Here is an 18,762-nt window from a genome sequence, read left to right as displayed (position 1 = left end):
TGCCGGAGGTACAGCCTCCGGCAGGCCTCTCGTGTTTCTGTGGTCGCATGACCGCACAGACTGTCGAGTACATCCGGTACCGCATCCCCGAGGAGCAGTCGGCGGAGTTCCTGTCCGCCTACACCAAGGCCGGTGCCCTGCTGGCCGCGGCGCCGCAGTGCGTCGACTACGAACTGGCCCGCTGCGAGGACGACTTCGAGCACTACATCCTGCGCATCACCTGGACCTCGAGCGAGGACCACCTGGAAGGCTTCCGCGAGTCGGAGCTGTTCCCCGACTTCCTCGCCGAGATCCAGCCGTACATCCCGAGCATCCAGGAGATGCGCCACTACAAGCCGACCACCGTCCGCGGCACGGGCTCCGCCGTCCCCACGCTGTACGAGTGGGCGGGCGGTGCGGAGGCCTTCGGGCGGCTGACGTCGGTGTTCTACGAGAAGGTGATGCGGGACGAGCTGCTGGCCCCGCTCTTCGCGGGCCTCGACCCCGAGCACGCCGAGCATGTCGCCCTCTGGCTCGCCGAGGTGTTCGGCGGCCCGCCCGCCTACTCCGAGAGCCAGGGCGGGCACGGGCACATGGTCGCCAAGCACATGGGCCGGGGCATCACCGAGCCGCAGCGCCGCCGCTGGGTGAACCTGATCCAGGACGCGGCGGACGAGGCGGACCTGCCGACGGACGCCGCGTTCCGCTCGGCGTTCCTCGCCTACGTGGAGTGGGGCACCCGGCTGGCCGTGTACTTCTCCGGCCCCGACGCGAAGCCACCGGCGGAGCAACCGGTACCGCGGTGGACGTGGGGGGCGGCGCCGCCGTACCAGGGCTGACGGGGAGCAGGCGTCGGCCGTTGACTAACATCCCGTCATGACCGACGCCCTCGCCACCACGATCACCGCCGTCGTCGGTGTTCTCGGCACGCTCTTCGCGCCCGTCCTCAGCCACCGGCTCACCCGACGGCAGCGTGCCGAGGAGATCACACTGGAGGACAAGCGCCGGGCGTTCGAGGAGCGGCGGGATGCCTACACCGCCATGAACCGGGCCTCCCGGCAGTTCCACACGCTGCTGAAGGACGCCCTGCACCGGCTGCGCGACGACGTCTACGGCGACCAGGAGCGCGAGCAGCTGGAGGAGGCCCGCCGCGACTACCGCGACCGGTACGCCGAGGCACAGATGGTGGTGCCGGAGCGGATCCTGGAGTCCTCGCGGTCCCTCAACGAGGTGCTCGCGGGCATCGACGCCGTCGCCAAGCGCCTCGACCGGGGCCGGGCCCGGGAAGGCGAGAGCGCCCAGCAGGCGCTACTGGACCTGAAGGCGGCCGAACCCCGGCTGAGCGCGATGCGCCGGGTCATGCGGGAGGATCTGGGCGTACGGGACTGAGTCGTCGTACCGACGCCGACGGCTGCTGAACCGCCGTGTCAGAGCGGGGGCGTCGACGACTGCGCACCCGCCCGCGTGGCGTCCGTGCCCCAGCTCGCCAGCAGGCGCAGGGCCTCGGCCGACGGGGAGCCCGGTTCCGCGTGGTAGGTGATCAGGGACTGCTCCGGGTCGTCGACCAGCTTGAACGTCTCGAAGGAGAGTTCGAGACGGCCGACGAGCGGGTGGTGCATCCGCTTGACGCCGTGGCTCTTCTCCTTGACGTCGTGGGTGGCCCACAGCCGCCTGAACTCCTCGCTCTTCACGGAGAGCTCGCCCACCAGCGCGGACAGCAGCGGGTCGTCCGGGTGACAGCCCGCGTCCATCCGCAGATAGCTGACGATGTCGGTGGCCTTCTGCTCCCACTCGACGAACAGCTCGCGGTAGTCCGGCTTGAGGAACACCATCCGCGCCCAGTTCCGCTCCTGCTGCTGCAGCTGCGCCCAGTCCCCGAAGACCGCCGCGGCCATCCGGTTCCAGACGAGGATGTCGGAACGCCGGCCCACGATGTACCCGGGAATGCCGTCCATCGTGTCCAGCAGCTGCCGCAGCGCGCCCCGCACCTGCTGGGTGCGGGCGGACTGCTTCTTCTTGTGCTGCTTGGGCTTCGCCAGGTGCGTGAGGTGGGCGCGCTCGGCGTCGGTCAGCCTGAGCGCGCGGGCGATGGCGTCCAGGACCTCCGCCGACACGTTCCGCCCGTTTCCCTGCTCCAGGCGCGTGTAGTACGCCACCGACACCCCGGCCAGCTGCGCCAGCTCCTCCCGGCGCAGTCCCGGCACCCTGCGGTGCCGCCCGAAGTCCGGCAGCCCCACGTCCTCCGGCTTCAGCCGGGCCCGCCGGGTGCGCAGGAACTCGCTGAGCTCGGCTCGCTGGTCCAGCGAACCGCCGCTCTCCGCGGTGGGGTCCTGTACGGGTCCGGGCTGTTCGTCCATCCGTCCAGTATTCACGGTCGTACGCACACCAGCCTGACCCCGCCAGTGGTAGGACCAGCGAACGTAGGCAGAGCCGTGGCCTGGGTGAAAGCGGTCCGGTGAGGCACGCTGGAGGGCGTGCCCGGCCGGAAGGCAGCCGGGCGCGGAAAACCCTTTGCTAGGAGAACCCTCCGCATGACCACTGTTGCTGCGTACGCCGCCCCCGCCGGCAAGGCTCCCCTGGAGCGCACCACCATCGAGCGTCGCGCGGTCCGCGAGTTCGACGTGCTGATCGACATCAAGTTCGCCGGCATCTGCCACTCCGACATCCACCAGGTCCGCGAGGGCTGGGGCGAGGCGATCTTCCCGATGGTTCCGGGCCACGAGATCGCGGGCGTCGTCTCCGAGGTCGGCCCCGGCGTCACCAAGTTCAAGGTCGGCGACCGGGTGGGCGTCGGCTGCCTGGTCGACTCCTGCCGCGAGTGCGACAACTGCAAGGCCGGCCTGGAGCAGCACTGCACCGGCGGCTCGGTCGGCACGTACAACGCCGTCGGCAAGGACGGCGAACCCACCTACGGCGGCTACTCCACCCACGTCGTCGTCGACGAGAACTTCACCGTCCGCATCCCCGACGGCCTGGCCCTGGACGTCGCCGCGCCGCTGCTGTGCGCCGGCATCACCACGTACTCGCCGCTCAAGCAGTGGGGCGCGGGCCCCGGCAAGAAGGTCGCCGTCATCGGCCTGGGCGGTCTCGGTCACATGGGCGTCAAGATCGCGCACGCGCTCGGCGCCGAGGTCACGGTCCTCTCGCAGTCCCTGCGCAAGAAGGACGACGGCCTGAAGCTGGGCGCCGACCACTACCACGCGACCAGCGACCCGAAGACGTTCGAGGAACTGGCCGGCTCCTTCGACCTCATCGTCTCCACGGTGTCGGCCCCGCTGGACTTCGGCGCCTACCTCGGCCTGCTGAAGACGGGCGGCGCCCTGGTGAACGTGGGCGCCCCCGAGGAGCCCGTCGCCCTGAACCTGTTCTCCCTCATCGGCGGCAACAAGACCCTCGCCGGTTCGATGATCGGCGGCATCGCGGAGACCCAGGAAATGCTGGACTTCTGCGCCGAGCACGGCATCGGCGCGGAGATCGAGCTGATCGGCGCCTCCGAGATCAACGAGGCGTACGAGCGCGTGCAGGCCAGCGACGTGCGGTACCGGTTCGTGATCGACACCGCGACGATCTGAGCACCGGCTGACGGGCCCCGGCGGATGAGCGCCGGGGCCCGTCAGCGTGTCGCCGTACGTCGGCCCAGCAGCCACAGCAGATACGGCCCCCCGACCAGCGACGTGAGCGCGCCGACCGGGATCTCCAGCGGGGGCAGCAGGGTGCGGGCCGCCAGGTCGGCCGCGACGAGCACGAACGCGCCGGTCAACGCCGAGCACCACAGCGGAAGGTGAGGCGTCCGGGTGATCCGGCGGGCCAGTTGGGGTGCCGTCAGCGCGACGAACCCGATCGGTCCCGCGGCACCGGTCGCCGTGGCGGCGAGGACGACCCCCACAACGGTGAGGCCGAGGCGGGCCCGGTCCACCCGGACGCCGAGCGCGGCCGCCGTGTCCGGGTCGAGCCCGAGCGGCCGTACGGCCCGGCCCGCCCACACCAGCGCGGGCAGACACAGCAGGAGGACGACGGCCAGCGGCCCCGCCTGCTCCCGGCCCCGCCCGTTCAGACTGCCGGTCAGCCACAGCTTGACCTGCTCGGCGGCCTCCAGCTCGCTGTCGGTGAGATACAGCTGGACGATCGCGGACAACGCGACCCCGATCCCCACGCCGGTCAGCACGAAGCGGCTCGGCTGCATACCGCGCCGCCAGGCGAGGAGGTAGACCAGGGCGGCTGCGGCAAGTCCTCCGGCCACGGAGACGGCGGGCATCGCGCCGGGTGAGCGGACGGCTCCCGTCGCCAGGGCGAGGACGGTCGCGGCGGCGGCCCCGTGCCCCACACCGATCACGTCCGGACTGGCGAGCGCATTGCGCGTGACGGTCTGCACCAGCGCCCCCGCGAGTCCGAGAGCGGCCCCCACGAGCGCTCCCAGCACGATCCGCGGCACCCGCAACTCCCCGACGACCAGGTCGTACGGTCCGGAGCCGGTGCGCAGGGTGTGCCAGACCTCGGCGGGGGAGACGTACGTCTGGCCCAGGCAGGCCGACGCGAGCATGACGGTCGCGAGGAGGAGGAGCAGGGTCACGGCGGCCACGGCGGAGCGGCGGTGGAGGAGCAGTGAGACGCGGCGGCCGGGGCGAAGGACGGTGATGCCGGACGCGAGGGCACCCGGCGTCGGTGTTGAGGACTCGGACGCGCTGCCCGGCGCTGACGGGGTGCCCTCCGCGCCCACCCTCCCCATCGCCCCGGCGGCCCGACTGTCCGCGACTCGGCGGCTCATGCAGCCACGCCCTTGCGCCGTACCAGCACCACCAGCACCGGCACCCCCACCAACGCGGTCATCACCCCGGCCGGCACCTCCGCGGGAGCCCGTACCACCCGCCCCGCCACATCCGCGCCCACCAGCAGCGCCGCGCCCAGCAGGGCGGAGAGCGGCAGCACGGCGCGATGGCCTCCGGAGACCAGCCGCCGGGCCAGGTGCGGCACGGCCAGCCCGACGAAGGCGATCGGACCGGCCGCGGCCACCGCGGCGGCCGTCAGCAAGGTCGCCCCGAGCGCCGCCGCACCCCGCACCAGCTGCACCCGATGCCCCAGCGCCCGTGCCGTCTCCTCGCCCAGGGCCAGCGCGTCCAGTCCTCGCGCACAGGCGAGCACCAGCACCGCGCCCACCGCCAGGAACGGCAGCATGCGGACGACCGTGTCCGCGTCCCGCCCGCTCAACGCGCCCACCTGCCAGAACCGGAACTGGTCGAGCGTGGCGGAGCTGGAGGTGAGGACGACGGTCGTCGCACCGGCGGTCATCGCGGACAACGCCGTGCCCGCCAGCGCCAGCTTCACCGGCGACGCCCCCTCCCGTCCGCGGGCGGCGATGGCGTACACCAGACACGCGGCGACGACGGCACCGGCGAAGGCGTACCGGACGTACCCGCCGAAGCCGTTCGCCAGACCGAACCCGATCGCGAGGACGACGCCGGCCGCGGCCCCCTGGCTCAGCCCGAGGATGCCGGGATCGGCGAGCGGATTGCGGGTGACGGCCTGGAGCGCGGCGCCGGCGACGCCGAGCGCGGCACCCGCGGTCAGCCCGACCTCGGTGCGCGGCACCCGAAGCGACCGTACGACCAGGGCGTTCGGTGAACCCCCGCCGTGCAACAGGGCGTCGAACACCGCCGACAGCGGAACCGCGCGGGTGCCGACGGCGAGGCTGAGCATGCCGACCGCGGCCACCGCGAGGACGGCCACCGGCCAGGCGAGGTGTCTGGGGCTCACGTGCCGATGTGCTCGGCGAGCTGTCGTATCACCAGACGCGCGGCGGTCGGACCGGCGTTGAGGTACCAGGGGTCGTCGTCGACCTTCACGGCCTGCCCCGCCTCGACGGCCTTCATCGACTTCCACAACGGTCCGGCGACGACACTCGCCGCGTCGGTCTCGCCGGCGTCGCCCTGGACGGAGTAGAAGATCCAGTCGCCGTCGGCGGTGTCGACGCTCTCCGGGCCGATGTCCTCGGAAATGGCGGTGAACCGCTGCGACTCGGGCCGCGACAGCCCCATGTCGACGGCGATGGACCCGGTGAAGGAGGAGACGCCGAACATGCGGGTGCGGTCGGGCGTGAACCGCACCATGGAGACGGTGGGGTCGCCGAGGTCCGCGCCCTTCCCGGCAGCGTCGGCGGTGATGTCGTCCAGCATCTTCCGGGCCGCCTCGCCCTTGCCGACGGCCTCGCCGACGAGGAGCAGGTCGCGCTTCCAGTTGATGCCGTTGCCGGCGGTGATCACGGTGGGCGCGATCTTCGACAGCTTGGGGTAGAGCTCGCCGAGCGAGTCGTTCGCGAGGATCAGGTCCGGCTCGGCGGCGGCGAGGGACTCCAGATTGGGCGCCTGCCGGGTGCCCGCGTCGGTCATGCCGGCGAGCCGCGCCTTGTCCTTCGGGAAGGCGTCGGCGAGGTAGTCGGGTACCAGCCCGGCGTTGTCGGCACGGGTGGTGGCCGTGGGCACGGTCCCCAGGGACAGCAGGTCGTCGAGCTGACCGGTGCTGAGGACGGCGATCTTCTTCGGCTCGGCCTCGATGGCCGTCTTGCCCTGGAAGTGGGTGACGGTCCGCGGGAACGTCCCGTCGGTGTCCGTGTCGGCACCCATGCCGTCGGCGAGGGCGCTCGGCGCGGCGGACGGCCCCTTGGAGGCTCCTGCCGAGGCGCCCATCACCGGATTGCGCGCCCCGTCCGCCTTCTCCGCGCTCCCGTCACCGCCGTCCGACGACGAGCAGCCGGCGAGCAGCCCTCCGACAACGGTCGCGGCCAGGACGGCTTTCACTGCTGGTGCACGCACGACTACTCCGACGATGTACTGGTTCACCGGTGTCCTGGCACCGTTGCACTCGTTCAGCGATAAACCGGCTTGCTAAGGCAAGGCTTACCTTAACCGCTCGCGGAGTATGGTCGATACGAAGGAGCCCCGAACTCGGCGCGAGGAGGCCCGCACGATGACCGTCCAGCTGAACCACACCATCGTCGCCGTACACGACAAGAACACCTCGGCCCGGTTCCTCGCCGACATCCTCGGACTGAAGGTGGCCCCGCCGTACGGCCCCTTCGTCCCCGTCGAGATCCCCAACGGCGTGACCCTCGACTACATCGACACCCCCGGCCCGATCACGCCCCAGCACTACGCCTTCCTCGTCTCCGAGGACGACTTCGACACGATCTTCACCCGCGTCCGGGACGCCGGTCTGACCTACTGGGCGGACCCGTTCCACAGCCAGGCAGGGGAGATCAACCACAACGACGGGGGCCGGGGCGTCTACTTCGACGATCCGAACGGGCACAACCTGGAGATCCTCACGCGGCCGTACGGCAGCGGGAGTCGAGGGACGCGGCCGTGATCGGCCGGATCAGGACCGCAGACCCTGAAGGCCGTCGTAGGCGGACATGACGATCTCCAACCCCCGCTGGTCCTCGGCGGGTTCGCGCATCTGATTCGTCACGTACGCGACCGCCATGCGCGCGTCGGGTTCGACCATCACCACGGAGCCGCCCCAGCCGCCCCACCCGTAGGTGCTGCCGAACAGCCCGTAGCCCAGGCCGTAGCGCACCGGCCTGCCCAGGATCCGGTCGTCACCGCTGAACTGCTCCACCCACGCCCGCTCACAACCCGCCGGCGACAGCAACCGCACGCCCCGCACCGCTCCTCGGCAGGCCATCGCCGACTGCACGAGGGCGACCGAACGGGCATTGCCGAACCCGCTCGCCGCGGGGATCTGCGCACGGCGCCAGGCCACGCCGTTGCCGTCGCGTACCCGGATGCCGGTCCCCGCGGCAGGGCCCGCGTTGCCGACGGACGTGCTCGCGGTGTAGTCCTCGCCACGGGAAGGAGGCGGGACCGTGAGCGCCACGCGGTGGTCGTGCTCGGCGGACAGCCCGATGTGGAAGTCCGCGCCCAGCGGACCGGCCACCTCCTCGGCGAAGTACTCGCCGACCATCCGGCCGGTGATCCGGCGTACGACCTCACCCACCAGGAATCCCTGGGTGAGCGAGTGGTACCCGGCCGCGCTGCCCGGCGCCCACCGAGGCGCCTGCCGGGCCAGCCGCGCCGTGGCGGACGGCCAGTCGTAGAGCTCGTCGACGGGTCCCTCCCAGTCGGGCAGGCCCGCGGTGTGTGCGAGCAGGTGCCGCACCAGCACCTTCTCCTTGCCCACAGCGGCGAACTCCGGCCAGTACCGGGCGACCGGTGCGTCCGGATCGAGCTCGCCACGGTCGGCCAGGACCAGGGCACACAGCGCCGTCATCGTCTTCGTGACGGACCAGACGTTGACGATCGTGTCCCGCTCCCACGGGACCGTGCGGTCCGCGTCGGCGAACCCGCCCCAGACGTCCACCACCGGCTCGCCGTCCACGAAGACCGCCACCGAGGCGCCCGCGTCTCCCTCGTCCAGCAACGTGGCCAGCGCACTCGGCACGGCCGTGAACAGATCGTCGTACGAGCCCTGGATGTCAGCCATGCGTGCCATTAGCCCGCATCGGGCGACGGGAGGCAACGAATTCCCCGCGGGCACGCGTGCCGGCACCCGGGAACGCGCGTCGGCACAGGGGGCGAGGTCAGGCCCGTGCGGGTGTCACCGGTCGGCCTTGGCCATGCCGACCGGGGGGTTGCTCTGCCCGCCCATGTCGAGACGGAACGGCGGGTACTCATCGGTCATCAGGGCGGCATAGGCGGTCACCCGCGCGACCCAGCGGGCCATGCCGATCAGGAAGTCGAAGAGGTGCACCGGGTAGCGGGCGGTGACCGCCAGAACGATCACGGCGACCAGGGAGAGGAAGGGAATCAGACCGCCGCCGTGCCAGCCGTCCCCTTCCCCCCAGCCCCACCCGCCGACGAACATCCCGACGACGATGTACTGCGGGATCACCAACAGCCACCACTTCACCAACACCAGGCCGCGGGAAAGGCGCTCGGGATAGGCGACGTCGAAGTGCGCGGGATAGTCGGCCACGTCCGCGAGGGTGAACGGCGGATACCGGTCGGTGCCGAGCGCGGTGTGGGCGTAGTAGCTGACCCGCCAGTTCCAGCGCAGTACTCCGACGTTGAAGTCGAAGAGGGACCGGGGGTATCGCGCGGTGAAGAGGATGGCGAAGAACGCGACGACGGTGACGAGGACGAACGCGATCCACAGGAAGAACAGCACGATGTAGTGCGGGACTGCGAGGAGCCACTTCACCAGCCACAGCCATCTGGACAGCCGCGGATCGAGAAACGCGTCGATTCGCACAGGCGACATGGAGACAGGAAGCATGTGGCGCAACTCCTTCTCGAGAGCCCCACCCGGCGGTCATCCGTCCGTACCCTCACCCCTCGGGCAGGCCACCTGGTGGCTGCCTGATCATGCATTCAGGCTCGCACGCGAAGGGGGCCGCCGCGACTTAAGGGGCTTTCACTATGCCCGTCCGGGTCGCGCGGCCTGGCACCGCACCTCGCCGCGTTGCCGAAACGCCCACGTGGCTCCTCCCCCACGCTCGAACAACCTCGCGCGGGGGGACCCCCATCGCGGCCGCTCCGGCGCCTTGCGATGCACGGCACCAGACCACGCGACCTGATCAGACGCTCATAGTGAAAGGACCCCTTGGGCGGAACTGCCCGACAAAGCGGAGCGGGAACGACAACCGTCGTTCCCGCCACAGGCCGCGAGCGGTTGCAGTGCGAGCAGCAGGGGTGATCCCGGTGCTCAGCCCTCGGCCTTCGCCACGCCGATCGGGCAGGACACCCCGGTCCCGCCGATCCCGCAGTACCCCGCCGGGTTCTTGTCCAGGTACTGCTGGTGATATCCCTCCGCCACGTAGAACGTGCGGCCCTCGACGGGGAGGATCTCCGTGGTGATCGTGCCGTGGCCCGAGCCCGTCAGGACCTTCTGGTACGTCTCGCGGGAGGCCTCGGCGACGGCGGCCTGCTCCGGGGTGTGGGTGTAGATCGCGGAGCGGTACTGGGTGCCGACGTCGTTGCCCTGGCGGAAGCCCTGGGTGGGGTTGTGGGACTCCCAGAAGGTCTTCAGGAGCTGCTCGTAGGAGATCAGCTCGGGGTCGTGGACCACGCGGACCACCTCCGTGTGGCCGGTGAGGCCCGAGCAGACCTCCTCGTAGGTCGGGTGCTCGGTGTGGCCGCCCTGGTAGCCGACGAGGGTGGTCCAGACGCCTGCCGGGAGCTGCCAGAACTTGCGCTCGGCGCCCCAGAAGCAGCCCAGGCCGAAGTCGGCGATGCCGTAGCCCTCGGGGTAGGGGCCGAGCAGCGGGGTGCCGAGGACGGTGTGGCGGTCGGGGACCGAGAACGTCGGCTCCGAGCGGCCCTGGAGCGCCTGCTCGGGGGTGGGCAGGACGGGCGTACGGCCGAACAGCATGGCGCGGGCTCCTTCATGCATGGGTTTGCGGGGCGGCACCCGGAACAACGTTTGCGTGCCGCCCCGAATTCCGGCCGGACACCGGCAGCCGGGTCAGCCCGACGCTGCCCCGCCCGCGTTCGCCAGGCTCGCATCGCGCAGGCGGCAGAACTCGCCCGCCGGGTCGCCTCGGTAACGCCACGGGAGGGCATCGACGTACCCGTCGACCTGGCGGAACTGTTCCACGGCCGCCTCGTCCCGGTCCTGCAGGCACAGGTAGAACGCCAGCAGGTGGCGGACCTCCGGCAGGCGGGGGTGGGCCGGATCGGCCGCCGCCACGTCGGCGAGCGCCGCGTCGACCAGGGCCCGCATCCCCGGGGTGCGGTCGGCGTCCGCCGAGTCGGAATCGTCGTGCTCGAAGTGCGCGATCAGGGGGAACACCGTCATCAGGCTGCCCAACGGGGCCTTCGCGGCGGCGCTCGCCGCGAACTCGCGGGCCAGCGGCTCGGAGCCGCGCCACTTGGCGCACCAGTACTGCAGGGCGAAGTAGTGGGCCTCGTAGTGGTGCGGGGCGCGGTCCGTGAGCTCCTTCCACAGGCGGTCCATCTCGGCGTGCGGGTAGCCGAGGCCCAGCGCGGTCGGGATCTCGCCGATGTACGGGGTGGGGTCGCCCTCGACGGCCACGGCGGCCGCGCGGGCGTGCTCCTCGCGGGACCGGGCCATGACGCGGTGGAAGCCCTCGAACTGCTCGGCGGTGGTGTGCTTGGCCCGCTTCGCGCCCCGGATCTTCCCGGCCAGGGCCACCGTGCTGCGGGCCCGCACCAGCGCGGCGCCGGGGTCGTCGGGGCGGGCGGCCTCCCAGGCCAGCAGCCACGCGTCGTCCTCGGCGGCGAGGGAGGCGAGCCGTCCGCTGTGGAAGGAGCGGTGTTCCCAGTCCCGCGCGTCGGCCGTCGCGTCGAGCAGGGCCGCGGCCGGCTGCCAGTCGCCGGCCTTGGCCGCGTCGAGCGCCGCGACGAGCGCGGCCGGCAGCGGTGCCGCGGACTTGGTGTCCTGCCGCTCGGGGGGCAGCAGACCGAGGGCGGCGGCCGCGGCGGGCAGTTCGTACTGCCCATCCTCGTCGCCGTCGCTCTCCCCGCGCCAGCCTTCGACGGCGCCCTGGACGATCGCCTTGAGGAAGTACAGGCCGAGAGCGAGCAGGGGGAGTCCGATGAGGGCCAGGACGACCCAGAGAACGATCACGTCAGACCTCGGTGCTTCGATCGTGGTGGGTGAGCAGTGCCCGCAGCGGGGCGGTGTCGGGGGTGTCGGCGACCGCCTGGCCGACCGCGGCGTCGAGGTCGGTCTCGGTGCCGTCGGCGGCCGGCGGCAGGACCGGGACCGCCGACCGCTCCCAGGAGAACTCCCAGCGCAGCAGCGAGCGGGCGTCGAGCTCTGCCAGGGCCATGCTGACCAGCGACGTGTGCAGGGTGGGGCGTACGAACTCGCGGAAGACCCGGCCCTGGGCGGCGGCCGCCTCCGGCGACATGGGCAGCCGCTTCGCCAGCTGCCACAGCCGGCCGTCCTCGATCACGTCGAGCAGCGCGGGCAGGGTCGGCTGTTCCTGGGTGTACTGCCGCAGCGCCCCGTGCAACGGCGTATCGCCGGAGGCGAGCGCCTCGGCCATCGAACGGTCGAGCAGTTCCTGCCAGTCCCGGGTGCGCGCGAAGCGCCGCACCTCGTCCGTCAGGACCGCGTCCTCCAGGGCCGCGAGCGTCCGCCCGGGGGCGGACAGCAGGTCGAGGGCGGCGCCCCGGGCCTCGTCCGCGCGGCCGTCGTCCGGCAGCTCCTCGATGCGGCGGACCCGGTCCGCGATGGGTGGGTGCGAGTCGTACGGCGACGAGGGTTCGCTGGGCAGGTCGGTACGCATCCCCGCCAGGTCCAGCCGGCGGGCGCTCAGCATCCGGCCGAAGCCGCCGAACACCTGCCCGTGCGGCGGCAGGAGACCCTTGTCCGCGCCCAGCGTGGCGTAGCTGCCCATGTAGAAGCCGAACGCGGCGTCCAGGACCGGGATCTCGCGCAGCGCCGACGCGGTGGCGTCCCGGCCGGCGATGCGGGCGGCCGCGGCGTCGGCGGCGTACTCCTGGCGGCGGGAGACGGCGAGGGTGGCGCGGAAGTACAGCCTGGCGTACCCGACGTAGATCTTCGCCATCGTGCGGTACGTGACGCCCGCGTGGCCGGTGTCGACGTCCTTGGCCTGTTTGCCCTTGGCCTCGGCCTTGGCGTTCTTCTTCTCCTGGCGGGCCTGCTCGCGCGCCGCCGACCTGTCGGCCCGCTGCTCGAAGTGCGTGATGGTGCGCAGCACCTGCGCGCGACCGCGCACGGTGAGGGCGGACAGGCGGGTGTCGGAGTTCGAGTAGTGGCCCAGCTCATGGGCGAGGACCGCCCGCAGCTGGGCCTCGGACAGGCCCTGCATCAGGGGTACGCCGAGGTAGAGGCGGCGCGGCCCGGGCAGCAGGCCGAGCAGCCGGGCGTCCTCGGACACGGCGGCGTTCACGTCGGCCGTCAGGACGATGCGGGACGGGGCGCGGGTGCCGACCTGTTCGGCCAGGTCCCGTACGGTGCGCCAGAGTTCCGGCTCGTCGGTCTCCGTGACGGGCAGGCCCGCCGCTTCCTCCTCGCGCGGTGTGCGCAGCATGAACAGGCCGCGCACCAGCGGGATCGCCAGGAGCACGGAGACGATGGTCAGCTTGACCGCGAGGCTGCTGGGAGCGTGCCGGTGGAGCAGGTAGTCGCCGCCGGCGAGCAGGGCCAGCAGCACGACGCCGAGCAGATAGAAGCCGGCGAGCAGCAGAAGAGCACGCAGCGCGCGCAGAGTCGTGCCCATCGGGCAGAGGTCCCCCCACAGGACGGATCCGAAGATCGGAAGATCATGAAACAGCCCGGGTGGTCACGAGGAGCGCGGGGCGTGCTCATGACCAACACGGGTGTGACGGCGGAGTATGGCCGACCGGTCCGGAGTGAGGCAAGACGCCCGAGTGGGGGCGAGGCAGGAGAGCCGCGCCCGCCCCTGTGGAGGTGAGACCGGGCCCGCCGGGGGCCGGGTTCACGCCACGTACGTCGTCAGTTCGACAGGGTCGCCGGGCTGCCGCCGTTCGCCTCGTAGCCCGCGACCGCCAGGGCGCGGTAGACCGCGAACTCCGCGGCCGGGTCGGGGGACAGTGTCCAGGGGAGGGCGCCCACATGGCCGTCGACGTGGACGAGCTGGCTCATCGCCTCCGCCCAGCGCTCGGCACGGACCAGGAAGAAGATCAGCAGGTGGCGGACGTGCGCCAGCATCGGGTCGTCGGCGCGGGCCGAGTGGACCGCGTACAGCGCGCCGTGCATCGCCTTCGTCACGGTCTCGCTCTGGTAGAAGCCGCTGACCAGGTTCACCTCGGGCAGGTGCTCGAAGACCGCGAAGAGGGGCATGGCCGCCAGGAGGGAACCGCGGGGAGCTCTCGCCGCCGCCGCCTCCGCGAAGCCGTAGGCCTGCTCGCGTGAGCCGTGCCACTTCTCGCACCAGTAGTGCAGGGCGGCCAGATGCGCCCCCATGTGGTTCGGGGCGCGGTCCAGGATCTTCAGCCAGAGCTGCTCGAACTCCGTCTGGGAGTACCCCAGTCCGCGCGCCACCGACAGCTCGACGATGTACGGGACCGGGTCGCCCGGGGCCAGCAGAGCCGCGTCGCCGACCGCCGCCCTCGCCTCCTCCATGATGATCCGGAACTCGTCCGTGCCCGGCGTCGACGTCCGCCACGCCTGCTGGACCAGGAACTCCGCGTGCACCGCCGCGCCGCCCGCGTCCTTCGGCGCCTCGGCCCGCCACACCCGCAGCCACTGCCCGCCCGGTGCCTCGCTCACCCCGCCGGGCCGCTGCCGCAGCTCCAGCGAGGCGGCACCCGCGAAGGCCTGGACACGTTGCCACCGCAGCTCGTCCGCGGCCTCCGTACCGGCGAGGAGCTGAGCCGCCGCCCGGTGGTCCTGGGTGCGCTGCACCAGGTCCAGGACATCCACCAGATCCTGGTCGGGGCCGGGCATCCGGACGTCCAGCTCCTCCTGCAGGGCGAAGCCGTAGTTCGCCGGGTCCGCGGCGTCCGGGTGGCCGGGCGAAACCTGCTCGATCATGCCGCGCCTGCGCCGCATGACGGGGAGCAGCACGAAGCCAAGCATGACCAGCGCCATCAGGACCCAGAGAATTTCCATGCCTCAAGGGTTCCAGACGCCTCGGACAATTGGCCAACCCGGTCGGCGCCTGTGGAAAACTCCCGAGCGCACTACGCTCGGTGTCCATGAGCGACAGGCACATCAGTCAGCACTTCGAGACCCTCGCGATCCACGCGGGCAACACCGCGGATCCCCTCACCGGCGCGGTCGTCCCGCCGATCTACCAGGTCTCGACCTACAAGCAGGACGGCGTCGGCGGCCTGCGCGGCGGCTACGAGTACAGCCGCAGCGCCAACCCGACCAGGACGGCCCTGGAGGAGAACCTCGCGGCCCTGGAGGGCGGCCGCCGCGGCCTCGCGTTCGCGTCCGGACTGGCGGCCGAGGACTGCCTGTTGCGTACGCTGCTCAGCCCCGGCGACCACGTGGTCATCCCCAACGACGCCTACGGCGGCACGTTCCGCCTGTTCGCGAAGGTCGTCTCCCGGTGGGGAGTGGAGTGGTCGGTCGCCGACACCAGCGACCCGTCCGCGGTACGGGCCGCCATCACCCCGAAGACCAAGGCGGTGTGGGTCGAGACCCCCTCCAACCCGCTGCTCGGCATCACCGACATCGCCGCCGTCGCCCAGATCGCCCGGGACGCGGGCGCGCGGCTCGTCGTCGACAACACCTTCGCCACGCCGTACCTGCAGCAGCCGCTGTCCCTCGGAGCGGACATCGTGGTGCACTCGCTGACCAAGTACATGGGCGGCCACTCGGACGTCGTCGGCGGCGCCCTGATCGTCGGCGACCCGGAGCTGGGCGAGGAGCTGGCCTACCACCAGAACGCGATGGGCGCGGTCGCCGGGCCCTTCGACTCGTGGCTGGTGCTGCGCGGCACGAAGACGCTGTCGGTGCGCATGGACCGGCACAGCGAGAACGCCACCAAGGTGGCCGACATGCTCACCCGGCACGCGCGCGTGACGAACGTCCTGTACCCGGGTCTGCCCGACCACCCCGGTCACGAGGTCGCCGCCAAGCAGATGCGGGCGTTCGGCGGCATGATCTCCTTCCAGGTCGCGGGCGGCGAGGAGGCGGCCGTCGAGGTCTGCAACCGCGCCAAGGTGTTCACCCTCGGCGAGTCCCTGGGCGGCGTCGAGTCGCTCATCGAGCACCCTGGACGCATGACGCACGCGTCCACGGCCGGCTCGGCCCTGGAGGTGCCCGCCGACCTCGTACGCCTGTCCGTGGGCATCGAGAACGCCGACGACCTCCTGGAGGACCTGCAGCAGGCCCTCGGCTAGGCATCCGGCCCCTGGCGGCCGGCGGCGGCGCTCCCCGGCCGCTCGCCCCGAGTCCCCGCCCAGGTCACCAGTCCGTGAGCGGTGGAGTCGTGTCCGACGGCGGCTCCACCCACGGCTGGGCCGTCAGCGCCCACACCACGAAGGCGACGGTCGCGGCGAGGAGCAGCAGCCACAGCAGGCGCCGGACGGCCCTCCTGCGGCGCAGCATGCGGGCGCCGCGCCGCACGACCTCGCCGTACAGCTCCTGGGGCACGGACGGCACGGACCGCTCCATGATCCGCCGTACTGCGGCCTCCCGCTCGGGCCGGTTCACGCGCCCCTCCGGCCGCCGGGCCGCCTCAAGACGGCGCCACCCTCGGCCCGGCCACCGACGGCGCCGGGCCCCGGGGCGGATGCAGCATGGTCGCCGTGGCCCGGTCGCACAGGGTGCGGACGCGTTCGACGGGGATGCCCAGGAGCGCCGCCGCCTGTTCCTCGGCGACGCCCTCGTACAACCTGAGGACGAGGATCAGGCGTTCCTGCGGAGCGAGCCGGGCCAGAGCGCCGGCGGGGTCGCGGCGGGCCGGGACGAGGCCGCCGTAGTGGTGCCACGCCCCCCGCGCGAAGCGGGTGGCCAGGTACTGGCGGGCCCGGTCGTACGGGTCCTCGCCGCGCAGCCGGTCCCAGCACGCGTACGTGTGCCCCAGAGCCAGCGTCAGCAGGCGCCGCGCACGCGGGTTGTCGTGCGGGTCCTCCGCGGTGAGGAGCGTGGCGGCGTGCAGCAGCCGCCCGGCCGCGCCCGCGACGAACGCCTCGAACTCGCGGGCCCGGCGGGCCCCCTGGGCCGCCTGCCGTTGCCGCACCGCACCTCCCGCCTGAGGGCGATCCTGAGAGAACGGGTCCGGCCCCGTACGGCATGCGCATCGGTGTACGACGGGGACCCGGTCTCATATGAGGCCAGGCGCGGCCCGTTGGTCAAGGGCCGCGCAGGGCCGAGAACTCCGCGCCGGTGCGCGGGGAGCCGGCCGTCAGGAGGCGGACGGCGCGTCGGCCCCCGGTACGTCGTGGGCCGACATGCGTGCGGAGAGGGCGGTGTTGAAGCGCGTGAGGAGCGTGCAGAACGCCTCGCGCTCCTCCGGCGCCCAGTCGTGTGTCAGCTCGGCCATCAACTGACGCCGCGACGAGCGCACTTCCTCGAGGCGGGACAGCCCGCGCGGGGAGAGCTGGAGCACCACCGCCCGCCCGTCCTCGGGGTGCGAGGTCCGCTTGACGAGCCCGGTGTCGACGAGCGGAGCGACCTGACGGGTGACCGTCGACGAGTCGATCCCCATGCTCGCGGCGAGCGCCTTGACGCCCATCGGGCCTTCCTTGTCGAGCCGGTTCAGCAGCAGGTACGCGGCGCGGTCCATGGAGTTGCGCACCTGCCCCACCCCGCCGAGCCGGGTCTGTTCGGCACGTCGGGCGAACACCGCCACCTCGTGCTGCAGCGTGTCGAGGAGACCGCTGTCACCGACGGTCGTCATGTCCATCGACATTTCAGGTGTTGTGGGCATGGCCGGAGGCTCACTTCGTGAAGGGGTGCTGGATTGGGGGACAGGGTACGCGGCCCGGAGGCGGGCCGTACCAGGGCTGCGCAAACCGGTCTCGGAGGTTGGTCACGGAGGGGGCCCGCGCGTGTGAACTGCGAGACTTGAGCCATGAACTACCGCGAGGTCCCTTCCGTGCCGCCGGTGACGCTCGACGACGTGCGTGGTGCCCAGAAGATGCTCTCGGGCGTGGCGAGGATGACCGCGATGGAGGGCAGCCGGCATCTGACCCGGCTGGTCGGCGCGCCGGTCCACTTCAAGTGCGAGAACCTCCAGCGGACGGGCTCGTTCAAGCTGCGCGGCGCGTACGTCCGTATCGCCGGGCTGCTGCCCGAGGAGCGGGCCGCGGGAGTCGTCGCGGCCAGCGCGGGCAACCACGCGCAGGGCGTGGCCCTGGCGTCGTCGCTGCTCGGCGTGGGCTCCACGGTGTTCATGCCGAAGGGCGCCCCGCTGCCGAAGATCAGCGCCACCCGGCACTACGGCGCCGAGGTGCGCCTGCACGGGCAGGTGGTCGACGAGACGCTGGCCGCCGCGCAGGAGTACGCGGAGGCGACCGGCGCGGTGTTCATCCACCCGTTCGACCACCCTGACATCATCGCAGGCCAGGGCACGGTCGGCCTGGAGATCCTGGAGCAGTGCCCCGAGGTGCGCACGATCGTCGTCGGCATCGGCGGCGGCGGGCTGGCGGCCGGCATCGCGGTCGCGGTGAAGGCGCTCAGGCCGGACGTGCGGATCGTGGGCGTCCAGGCGGCGGGCGCGGCCGCGTACCCGCCCTCGCTGGCGGCCGGGCGTCCCGTGGTGATCGAGAACCCGGCGACCATGGCCGACGGCATCAAGGTCGGACGGCCCGGCGACGTGCCGTTCGGGATCATCGGTGAGCTGGTCGACGAGGTGCGCACGGTGACGGAGGACGAGCTGTCCACCGGGCTGCTGCTGTGCCTGGAGCGGGCCAAGCTGGTCGTCGAGCCGGCCGGGGCGAGCCCGGTCGCCGCGCTGCTGAGCGACCCCGGCTCCTTCGAGGGGCCGGTCGTGGCGGTGCTGTCCGGCGGGAACGTCGATCCGCTGCTGATGCAGCGCGTGCTGACCCACGGACTGGCCGCGCAGGGCCGCTACCTGGCCGTACGCCTCCGGCTGACGGACCGGCCCGGCGCCCTCGCGACGCTTCTCGGGGTGTTGTCAGTGGTGGACGCTAACGTCCTCGATGTGGGCCACGTACGGACCGATCCACGGCTCGGGCTCACGGAGGCGGAGGTGGAGCTGCACCTGGAGACGAAGGGACCGGCGCACTGCGCCGAGGTCGGCCAGGCCCTGCGCGACGCGGGCTACACGGTCATCGGCTGAGGTCAGGCGTCTCTTTGTCACCCGATCGGGTAAGTCCATTGAGAGACGCGATATATCGCGATACGGTGTGTCGTGTG

Annotated in this window: 19 protein-coding genes; 6 read left to right on the top strand and 13 right to left on the bottom strand. The window is 72.1% G+C overall.

All coding sequences use genetic code 11. The features are described 5' to 3' along the window. Positions 1 to 47: 47 nt before the first annotated feature. Both KUM49_RS36870 and KUM49_RS36865 read left to right on the top strand, forming a co-directional pair. Positions 48 to 818 carry a group II truncated hemoglobin gene (locus KUM49_RS36870; protein ID WP_217241329.1) on the top strand — a complete coding sequence of 257 codons (771 nt, stop codon included), beginning with the start codon at positions 48 to 50 and terminating at the stop codon, positions 816 to 818. Positions 819 to 855: 37 nt separating this feature from the next. After that, entirely contained in the window at positions 856 to 1,368 is a 513-nt protein-coding gene (locus tag KUM49_RS36865; RefSeq protein WP_217241328.1) for a hypothetical protein, read from the top strand. 38 nt (positions 1,369 to 1,406) lie between these two features. Here KUM49_RS36865 and KUM49_RS36860 read toward each other — a convergent pair whose 3' ends face one another. Further along, positions 1,407 to 2,336 (bottom strand): helix-turn-helix transcriptional regulator, encoded by a 930-nt coding sequence (locus KUM49_RS36860; RefSeq protein ID WP_217241327.1) that lies wholly within the window; start codon positions 2,334 to 2,336, stop codon positions 1,407 to 1,409. Positions 2,337 to 2,510: 174 nt separating this feature from the next. On the opposite strand from KUM49_RS36860, the gene KUM49_RS36855 reads away from it, so the two are divergent. Further along, positions 2,511 to 3,551, top strand: coding sequence for an NAD(P)-dependent alcohol dehydrogenase (locus tag KUM49_RS36855; protein ID WP_217241326.1), 1,041 nt, complete (start codon positions 2,511 to 2,513; stop codon positions 3,549 to 3,551). A 41-nt stretch (positions 3,552 to 3,592) separates the two neighbouring features. Here the strand turns inward: KUM49_RS36855 and KUM49_RS36850 are convergent, their stop codons facing one another. The 3 genes from KUM49_RS36850 to KUM49_RS36840 are packed head-to-tail and all read right to left on the bottom strand — an operon-like array spanning position 3,593 to position 6,785. Continuing rightward, the gene (locus KUM49_RS36850; protein ID WP_254402348.1) at positions 3,593 to 4,744 is read right to left on the bottom strand and encodes an iron chelate uptake ABC transporter family permease subunit; all 1,152 of its coding nucleotides are present in this window, start codon (positions 4,742 to 4,744) and stop codon (positions 3,593 to 3,595) included. Then, positions 4,741 to 5,730 carry an iron ABC transporter permease gene (locus KUM49_RS36845; RefSeq protein WP_217241325.1) on the bottom strand — a complete coding sequence of 330 codons (990 nt, stop codon included), beginning with the start codon at positions 5,728 to 5,730 and terminating at the stop codon, positions 4,741 to 4,743. Before KUM49_RS36845 ends, KUM49_RS36850 begins: the two co-directional genes overlap by 4 nt. Continuing rightward, positions 5,727 to 6,785: an iron-siderophore ABC transporter substrate-binding protein gene (locus KUM49_RS36840; protein WP_217241324.1), complete on the bottom strand. Its 1,059-nt coding sequence runs from the start codon at positions 6,783 to 6,785 to the stop codon at positions 5,727 to 5,729. The genes KUM49_RS36845 and KUM49_RS36840 overlap by 4 nt, the downstream gene beginning before the upstream one ends. Before the next feature lie 154 nt (positions 6,786 to 6,939). Between KUM49_RS36840 and KUM49_RS36835 the strand changes: the two genes are divergently transcribed. Then, positions 6,940 to 7,338, top strand: coding sequence for a VOC family protein (locus tag KUM49_RS36835; protein WP_217241323.1), 399 nt, complete (start codon positions 6,940 to 6,942; stop codon positions 7,336 to 7,338). A 9-nt stretch (positions 7,339 to 7,347) separates the two neighbouring features. Here the strand turns inward: KUM49_RS36835 and KUM49_RS36830 are convergent, their stop codons facing one another. From KUM49_RS36830 to KUM49_RS36805, 6 genes are all read right to left on the bottom strand, one after another. Continuing rightward, on the bottom strand, positions 7,348 to 8,454 hold the full coding sequence (locus KUM49_RS36830) for a serine hydrolase (protein WP_217241322.1): 1,107 nt from the start codon (positions 8,452 to 8,454) through the stop codon (positions 7,348 to 7,350). 114 nt (positions 8,455 to 8,568) lie between these two features. Then, complete coding sequence (locus KUM49_RS36825; RefSeq protein ID WP_217241321.1) at positions 8,569 to 9,246, bottom strand: DUF4389 domain-containing protein; 678 nt, start codon at positions 9,244 to 9,246, stop codon at positions 8,569 to 8,571. A gap of 429 nt (positions 9,247 to 9,675) precedes the next feature. Next, entirely contained in the window at positions 9,676 to 10,341 is a 666-nt protein-coding gene (msrA, locus tag KUM49_RS36820; RefSeq protein WP_217241320.1) for a peptide-methionine (S)-S-oxide reductase MsrA, read from the bottom strand. A 93-nt stretch (positions 10,342 to 10,434) separates the two neighbouring features. Next, positions 10,435 to 11,559, bottom strand: a complete 1,125-nt coding sequence (locus tag KUM49_RS36815; RefSeq protein ID WP_217241319.1) for a hypothetical protein — start codon at positions 11,557 to 11,559, stop codon at positions 10,435 to 10,437. 1 nt (position 11,560) lies between these two features. Further along, positions 11,561 to 13,183: a M48 family metalloprotease gene (locus tag KUM49_RS36810; protein WP_217241318.1), complete on the bottom strand. Its 1,623-nt coding sequence runs from the start codon at positions 13,181 to 13,183 to the stop codon at positions 11,561 to 11,563. Between the two features lie 236 nt (positions 13,184 to 13,419). Further along, positions 13,420 to 14,538, bottom strand: a complete 1,119-nt coding sequence (locus tag KUM49_RS36805) for a hypothetical protein (RefSeq protein WP_217241317.1) — start codon at positions 14,536 to 14,538, stop codon at positions 13,420 to 13,422. A gap of 86 nt (positions 14,539 to 14,624) precedes the next feature. Here KUM49_RS36805 and KUM49_RS36800 point away from each other — a divergent pair, with 86 nt between their 5' ends. Continuing rightward, entirely contained in the window at positions 14,625 to 15,779 is a 1,155-nt protein-coding gene (locus tag KUM49_RS36800; RefSeq protein WP_217241316.1) for a cystathionine gamma-synthase, read from the top strand. A 64-nt stretch (positions 15,780 to 15,843) separates the two neighbouring features. On the opposite strand, the gene KUM49_RS36795 is transcribed toward KUM49_RS36800, so the two are convergent. From KUM49_RS36795 to KUM49_RS36785, 3 genes are all read right to left on the bottom strand, one after another. Next, entirely contained in the window at positions 15,844 to 16,092 is a 249-nt protein-coding gene (locus KUM49_RS36795; RefSeq protein WP_217241315.1) for a hypothetical protein, read from the bottom strand. A gap of 25 nt (positions 16,093 to 16,117) precedes the next feature. Beyond that, positions 16,118 to 16,621: a sigma factor-like helix-turn-helix DNA-binding protein gene (locus KUM49_RS36790; protein ID WP_217241314.1), complete on the bottom strand. Its 504-nt coding sequence runs from the start codon at positions 16,619 to 16,621 to the stop codon at positions 16,118 to 16,120. A gap of 165 nt (positions 16,622 to 16,786) precedes the next feature. Continuing rightward, positions 16,787 to 17,293 carry a MarR family winged helix-turn-helix transcriptional regulator gene (locus KUM49_RS36785; protein WP_217241358.1) on the bottom strand — a complete coding sequence of 169 codons (507 nt, stop codon included), beginning with the start codon at positions 17,291 to 17,293 and terminating at the stop codon, positions 16,787 to 16,789. Between the two features lie 162 nt (positions 17,294 to 17,455). On the opposite strand from KUM49_RS36785, the gene ilvA reads away from it, so the two are divergent. Continuing rightward, positions 17,456 to 18,685: a threonine ammonia-lyase gene (ilvA, locus tag KUM49_RS36780; RefSeq protein ID WP_217241313.1), complete on the top strand. Its 1,230-nt coding sequence runs from the start codon at positions 17,456 to 17,458 to the stop codon at positions 18,683 to 18,685. The last annotated feature ends 77 nt before the right edge of the window (positions 18,686 to 18,762 follow it).

This window comes from Streptomyces sp. AC555_RSS877, from assembly GCF_019049245.1.
GTDB lineage: Bacteria > Actinomycetota > Actinomycetes > Streptomycetales > Streptomycetaceae > Streptomyces.
This window is presented reverse-complemented; position numbering and strand designations above follow the sequence as displayed.